At 77.0% G+C, this 408-nt stretch carries 1 protein-coding gene; it reads left to right on the top strand.

What is annotated here, in order from left to right:
* The coding region (locus D7Y13_RS44050) for a phosphohexomutase domain-containing protein (protein WP_208734718.1) at positions 1 to 408 on the top strand (408 nt) is incomplete at both ends.

The following is a 408-nucleotide window of genomic DNA, read 5'->3' as shown; positions in this document are numbered from 1 at the left end:
GCCATGCACGCGGTGACCGGCCCCTACGCCGTCGAGATCCTGGAACGGCGGCTGGGCGCCCCCCCGGGGTCCGTCGTCAACGCCGTCCCCTCGCCCGACTTCGGCAGCGGCCATCCCGACCCGAATCCGATCTGGGCGGCGCCCCTCGTCGCGGCGATGATGGCGCCGGACGCGCCGGACTTCGGCGCCGCCTCGGACGGCGACGGCGACCGCAACATGATCCTCGGCCGGGGCGTCTACGTCACGCCCTCCGACAGCCTGGCGCTGCTCGCCGCCCACGCCCACCGCGCGCCGGGCTACCGGGGCGGGCTGAAGGGCGTCGCCCGCTCCATGCCGACCTCGGGCGCCGTCGACCGCGTGGCGGCGGCCCTCGGCGTCCCCTGCTTCGAGACGCCGACGGGGTGGAAG

This window comes from Corallococcus praedator (assembly GCF_003612125.1).
Taxonomy (GTDB): domain Bacteria; phylum Myxococcota; class Myxococcia; order Myxococcales; family Myxococcaceae; genus Corallococcus; species Corallococcus praedator.
This window is presented reverse-complemented; position numbering and strand designations above follow the sequence as displayed.